This window comes from Amycolatopsis rhizosphaerae, assembly GCF_007713715.1.
Classification (GTDB): Bacteria; Actinomycetota; Actinomycetes; order Mycobacteriales; family Pseudonocardiaceae; genus Amycolatopsis_E; species Amycolatopsis_E rhizosphaerae.
This window is the reverse complement of record NZ_VJWX01000520.1, coordinates 1-5,004: the sequence shown is the minus strand read 5'-3', so window position 1 is coordinate 5,004 and position 5,004 is coordinate 1. Positions and strand designations below refer to the sequence as shown.

Annotated in this window: 5 protein-coding genes; 3 read left to right on the top strand and 2 right to left on the bottom strand. The window is 71.2% G+C overall.

Annotated elements, in window-relative coordinates:
* The coding region (locus tag FNH05_RS32100) for a GNAT family N-acetyltransferase (RefSeq protein WP_144592601.1) at positions 1-250 on the bottom strand (250 nt) is incomplete at its 3' end.
* Positions 251-312: 62 nt separating this feature from the next.
* Positions 313-720 carry an Hsp20/alpha crystallin family protein gene (locus FNH05_RS32095; protein ID WP_144592600.1) on the bottom strand — a complete coding sequence of 136 codons (408 nt, stop codon included), beginning with the start codon at positions 718-720 and terminating at the stop codon, positions 313-315.
* A 190-nt stretch (positions 721-910) separates the two neighbouring features.
* Here FNH05_RS32095 and FNH05_RS32090 point away from each other — a divergent pair, with 190 nt between their 5' ends.
* The 3 genes from FNH05_RS32090 to cydD form a co-directional block, all read left to right on the top strand.
* Positions 911-2,311, top strand: a complete 1,401-nt coding sequence (locus tag FNH05_RS32090; RefSeq protein WP_144592599.1) for a cytochrome ubiquinol oxidase subunit I — start codon at positions 911-913, stop codon at positions 2,309-2,311.
* A 222-nt stretch (positions 2,312-2,533) separates the two neighbouring features.
* Positions 2,534-3,547: a cytochrome d ubiquinol oxidase subunit II gene (gene cydB, locus FNH05_RS32085; RefSeq protein WP_144592598.1), complete on the top strand. Its 1,014-nt coding sequence runs from the start codon at positions 2,534-2,536 to the stop codon at positions 3,545-3,547.
* The coding region (gene cydD, locus FNH05_RS32080; protein ID WP_144592597.1) for a thiol reductant ABC exporter subunit CydD at positions 3,544-5,004 on the top strand (1,461 nt) is incomplete at its 3' end. The genes cydB and cydD, both read left to right, overlap by 4 nt.

The window sequence follows — 5,004 nt, the reverse complement described above, 5'->3', positions numbered from 1 at the left end:
GCGCGACCCCCACCAGCCGGTCCCGGCGGAACGCGCCCACCGCGCCGTGGGCGGGTCCGGGTTCGGCGGCGATCCGCCGGGCCAGCTCCCCCAGCTGGCCCGGGGCGCCGAAGAAGCGCAGATACCGGTCCCGGTCGCCGAGGCCGCGGTGCAGTGCCAGCACGGCATCGGTGTCGGCCGGGCGCAGCGGCCGGATCAGCACCACCTCGCCGTCGGCGAGTACCGCGCTCGACCCGTGGTCGGGCCCCATGATCGTCCTTTCGCAGCGTGATGCGGGCGCGCCCGTTCGCGCGCCCGCACCGTGACGGCAGGTCAGCTCTTGGCGACCTTGATCTCGACCTGCTTGCCCGACTTCTCCTCCGAGTACGGCACGGTGACCTCCAGGATCCCGTCCCGGTACTTCGCGTCGATCTTCGAGGTGTCCGCGCCCTGGGGCAGGGACACGGTCCGGCTGAAGGAGCCGTACCGGAACTCGCTCCGCCCCTGCTCCTCGGTCCTGGCCTCGCGCTCGGCGGAGATCGTCAGCATTCCGGCCTCGGTGGTCACGTGGATACCCTTGTCCGGGTCGAACCCCGGCAGTTCCGCGCGGACGGTGTACTTACCGTCCTTCATGGACTCCTCGATGCGGACCATGTTGTGTTCACCGAACGGCCACGTGCCCTCGAACCACTCCGACAGACTCGGGAAGGCACCCCTCGGCCTCGGTAACAACGACGTCATCCGACTTCTCCTCTCGTCCCCGGATGGCCTTGCCGTCACTCAGCAAACCGCCGATCCGGGCCGCGCCGACGCGGCCGTACTTCCCCAATGCCGGTGACCGGGGTCCCCGCCGCTCGGTGACCAAGGGCCCTCGCTCGACGCGACGGCCGGCAGAGACGCTGTGATGGTCGTCTCGCCCGGGAGGAGCCGGATGAACGCACTCGATCTGGCGCGGTGGCAGTTCGGGATCACCACCGTGTACCACTTCATCTTCGTGCCGCTGACGATCGGCCTGGCCAGCCTGGTCGCGGGCATGCAGACGGCCTGGGTGCGCACCGGCAAGGAGCCCTACCTGCGGATGACCAAGTTCTGGGGCAAGCTGTTCCTGATCAACTTCGCGCTCGGCGTGGTCACCGGGATCGTGCTGGAATTCCAGTTCGGCATGAACTGGGCCAACTACAGCGCCTTCGTCGGCGACATCTTCGGCGCCCCGCTGGCCATGGAGGCGCTGCTCACCTTCTTCCTGGAATCCACCTTCATCGGCCTGTGGATCTTCGGCTGGGACCGGCTGCCCAAGAAGGTGCACCTGGCCACGATCTGGCTCGCCGCGCTCGGCACCATGCTCTCGGCCGGGTTCATCCTGGTGGCCAACTCGTGGATGCAGCACCCGGTGGGCTCGGTGGTCAACCCGCGGACCGGGCGGGCCGAAATGCGCGACTTCTGGGCCCTGCTGGGCAACTCCACCGCCTTCGGCGCCATCTTCCACACCCTGACCGCGGTGTTCGTCACCGCCGGGGTGCTGCTCGTCGCGGTCAGCGCGTGGCATCTGCGGCGCGGCAACGCGCCCGAGGTGTTCCGGCCGTCGATGCGGCTGGGGCTGGTCACCATCCTGGTGGCCGGCATCGGCGTGGCGGTCACCGGGGACATCCAGGCCCGCATCATGACCGAACAGCAGCCGATGAAGATGGCGGCGGCCGAAGCGCTCTACCGGACCGTGGCGCCCGCGTCGTTCTCCGTGTTCACCATCGGCTCGCTCGACGGGTCGAAGGAGGTGTGGAGCCTGCGCATCCCCGGGCTGCTCTCGTTCATGGCCACCACCCACTGGGACGGCACCGTCGAGGGCATCAACGACGTGCAGGCCGCCGAAACGGCGCGGTTCGGGCCGGACCACTACGCGCCCAACATCCCGGTCACCTACTGGTCGTTCCGGCTGATGATCGGCTTCGGGCTGCTGATGGGGCTGCTGGCGCTGGTGGGGCTGTGGGTGTTCCGCAGAGGCCGGATCCCGCGGTCGGCCTGGTTCTACCGAGCGGCGCTGGCGGCGCTGGTGCTGCCGTTCCTGGCCAACGCGCTGGGCTGGGTGTTCACCGAAATGGGCCGCCAGCCGTGGGTGGTCTATGGCGTGCTCAAGACCGCGAACGGGGTGTCCCCGCTCGTCGGCCCCGGCACGGTGCTCGCCTCCCTGATCGGGTTCACCGTGCTCTACGGCGTGCTCGCGGTGATCGACTTCCTGCTGATGGCGCGGTTCGCCAAGGCGGGCCCGCCGCCGCCCGCCCCGCCCGCGCGGGAGTCCGAAAAGGACATCGAGAAGCCCCCGGTCCTGGTGTACTGATGAGTATTTTCGAAGCGGCGCCAGCCGCTTGCAGTGGGCCGTCAGCTCGCACCGCCGCGGGTTCTGACGTGGTTCCTCGCAAGAACGACACCGCCAGCTCCGCAGCGTTCAACACCGTGAATTGGCATTCATGAGGAGGCGATCCCGCAGTGAGGGACCGCGTCAGGTTCCGCCACCCGCACCGCCACCCAAACCTTTTGAAAGCAGTTGCTAGGAGCGCTCATGGCCCTCACCGATGTGTGGTTCCTGCTGATCGCGGTGCTGTGGACCGGCTATTTCGTCCTGGAGGGCTTCGACTTCGGGGTCGGCATGCTGCTGCCGGTCCTCGGGCGGACCAACACCGACCGCCGGGTCATGATCAACACGATCGGGCCGGTGTGGGACGGCAACGAGGTCTGGCTCATCACCGCGGGCGGCGCGACCTTCGCCGCCTTCCCGGTCTGGTACGCGACCCTGTTCTCGGGTTTCTACATCGCCCTGCTGCTGATCCTGGCGGCGCTGATCGTGCGCGGGGTGGCGTTCGAGTTCCGCGGCAAGGTCGACACCGACCGCTGGCGGCGGGGCTGGGACATCGTCATCGTGATCGGTTCGGCGCTGCCCTCGCTGCTGTGGGGCGTGGCCTTCGGCAACATCGTCGGCGGCGTGCCGATCAACGCGCAGCACCAGTACACGGGCAACTTCCTCACCCTGCTCAACCCCTACGCCATCCTCGGCGGGCTCACCACGCTCGCAGTGTTCGCCCTGCACGGCGCGGTGTTCCTCGCGCTGAAGACCGACGGCGCGGTGCGCGAGCGCGCCCGCAGGCTGAGCTTCTCCCTCGGCGCCGTCGCGATCGTGCTCGGCGCGGCGTTTCTGGTCTGGACCCAGCTGGCGCACGGCAAGGGCTGGACGTGGGCGCCGCTCGCGGTGGCCGCGGCGGGCCTCGTCGCCGGGGTGGCCGCCTCCGTCCGTGGCCGTGAGGGCTGGTCGTTCCTGTTCACCGCAGTGGCGATCGTGGCCTTCACGGCCACCCTGTTCGGTTCGCTCTACCCGGACGTGATGCCCTCGACCACCGACCCGGCCTACGGCCTGACCACCACCAACGCCTCGTCCGGGCCATACACCCTGACCGTGATGACCTGGATCGCGGCGGTGTTCACCCCCATCGTGCTGGCCTACCAGGCCTGGACGTACTGGGTGTTCCGCAGGCGGGTGAGCGCGCCGGCCCGGCCGCCGACCGAAAAGCTGAGCGCATGAAGCCGCTCGACCCGCGGCTGCTGCGTCACGCGCGGGCCGCCCGGCCGTTCGTTCTCGCCTGCGCGGCGCTCGGCGTGGCCACCGCGCTGCTCGTGCTCGTCCAGTCCGGCCTGCTGGCCACCGCCATCACCCGTGCCTTCCTCGGCGGCACCGGACTGGCCGGGCTGTCGGTGCCGCTGGGCCTGCTCGCCCTCGTCGTGGTGGGCCGCGCCGTCGTGGCGTGGCTGTCGGAGACGGCGGCGCACCGGGCGTCGGCCACAGTGCTGGCGCAGTTGCGAGCAGCGGTGATCGGCCACGCTCTCGGCAGCGGGCCGAGCCGCGTCCCCGGGCGCTCCCCCGCCGAACTGGCCACCCTCGCCACCCGCGGCGTGGACCGGCTCGACGGGTACTTCGCCCGCTACCTGCCGCAGCTGCTCGTCGCCGCGGTGGTGCCCGCGGTGGTCGCGGCGCGGATCCTGTGGGCCGACTGGATCTCGGCGGTCATCGTCGCGGTCACCGTGCCGCTCATCCCGCTGTTCATGATCCTCATCGGGCGGTACACGCAACGCGAGGTCGGCAAGCAGTGGCGCACGCTGGCGGTGCTGGGCAACCACTTCCTCGACCTGGTCGCGGGGCTGTCCGTGCTCACCGCGTTCGGCCGCGCCCGTGCGCAGCGCCGGAGCCTGCGCGAGATCACCGAACGCTACCGGGTGCGGACCATGCGGACGCTGCGGGTGGCGTTCCTGTCCGCGCTGGCGCTGGAACTGCTCGCCACGCTGTCGGTCGCGGTGATCGCGGTGTCGGTCGGGCTGCGGCTGCTGGACGGCGGCCTCGACCTGTCCACCGCGCTGGTCGTGCTGGTGCTCGCGCCCGAGGTGTACCTGCCGCTGCGGGCGGTCGGCGCCCGGTTCCACGACAGCGCCGAAGGCGTGGCCGCCGCGAACGAGATCTTCGCCCTGCTCGACGAGGAACCGGGCGCGCGACCGTACCGCGCCCCGGCGCCCGACCCGTCCCGCGTCCCGCTGCGGCTGCGTGGCGTCACCGTGCGGGGGCGCTCGGCGCCCGTGCTGGACGGGGTGAGCCTGCGCATCGAACCCGGCCGGGTCCTCGGCGTCACCGGGCCCAGCGGGGCGGGCAAGTCCACCCTGCTCGACCTGCTGCTCGGCTGGTACCCGCCCGATTCCGGCCAGGTCTTCGTGGACGGCGTCGACCTCGCCGAACTGGACGGAACGGCCTGGCGGGAACGCGTCGCGTGGGTCCCGCAGCGGCCACGCCTGCTCGCCGGGACGGTGTCGGCCAACATCCGGCTCGGCCGCCCCGGGGCGAGCGCGCACGAGGTCGCGCGCGCGGCCGAGGCCGCCGGGCTGGACGTGCCGCTGGGCACCCCGGTGGGCGAGCTCGGGGCCGGGCTGTCCACCGGGCAGCAGCGGCGGGTGGCGCTGGCCAGGGCACTGCTGCTCGACCGGCCCCTGCTGCTG

Excerpts from the sequence above, each read along its gene's own strand:
- cydB (WP_144592598.1), top strand. The coding sequence starts at position 2,534 with ATGGCCCTCACCGATGTGTGGTTCCTGCTGATCGCGGTGCTGTGGACC.
- FNH05_RS32090 (WP_144592599.1), top strand. The coding sequence starts at position 911 with ATGAACGCACTCGATCTGGCGCGGTGGCAGTTCGGGATCACCACCGTG.
- FNH05_RS32095 (WP_144592600.1), bottom strand. The coding sequence starts at position 720 with ATGACGTCGTTGTTACCGAGGCCGAGGGGTGCCTTCCCGAGTCTGTCG.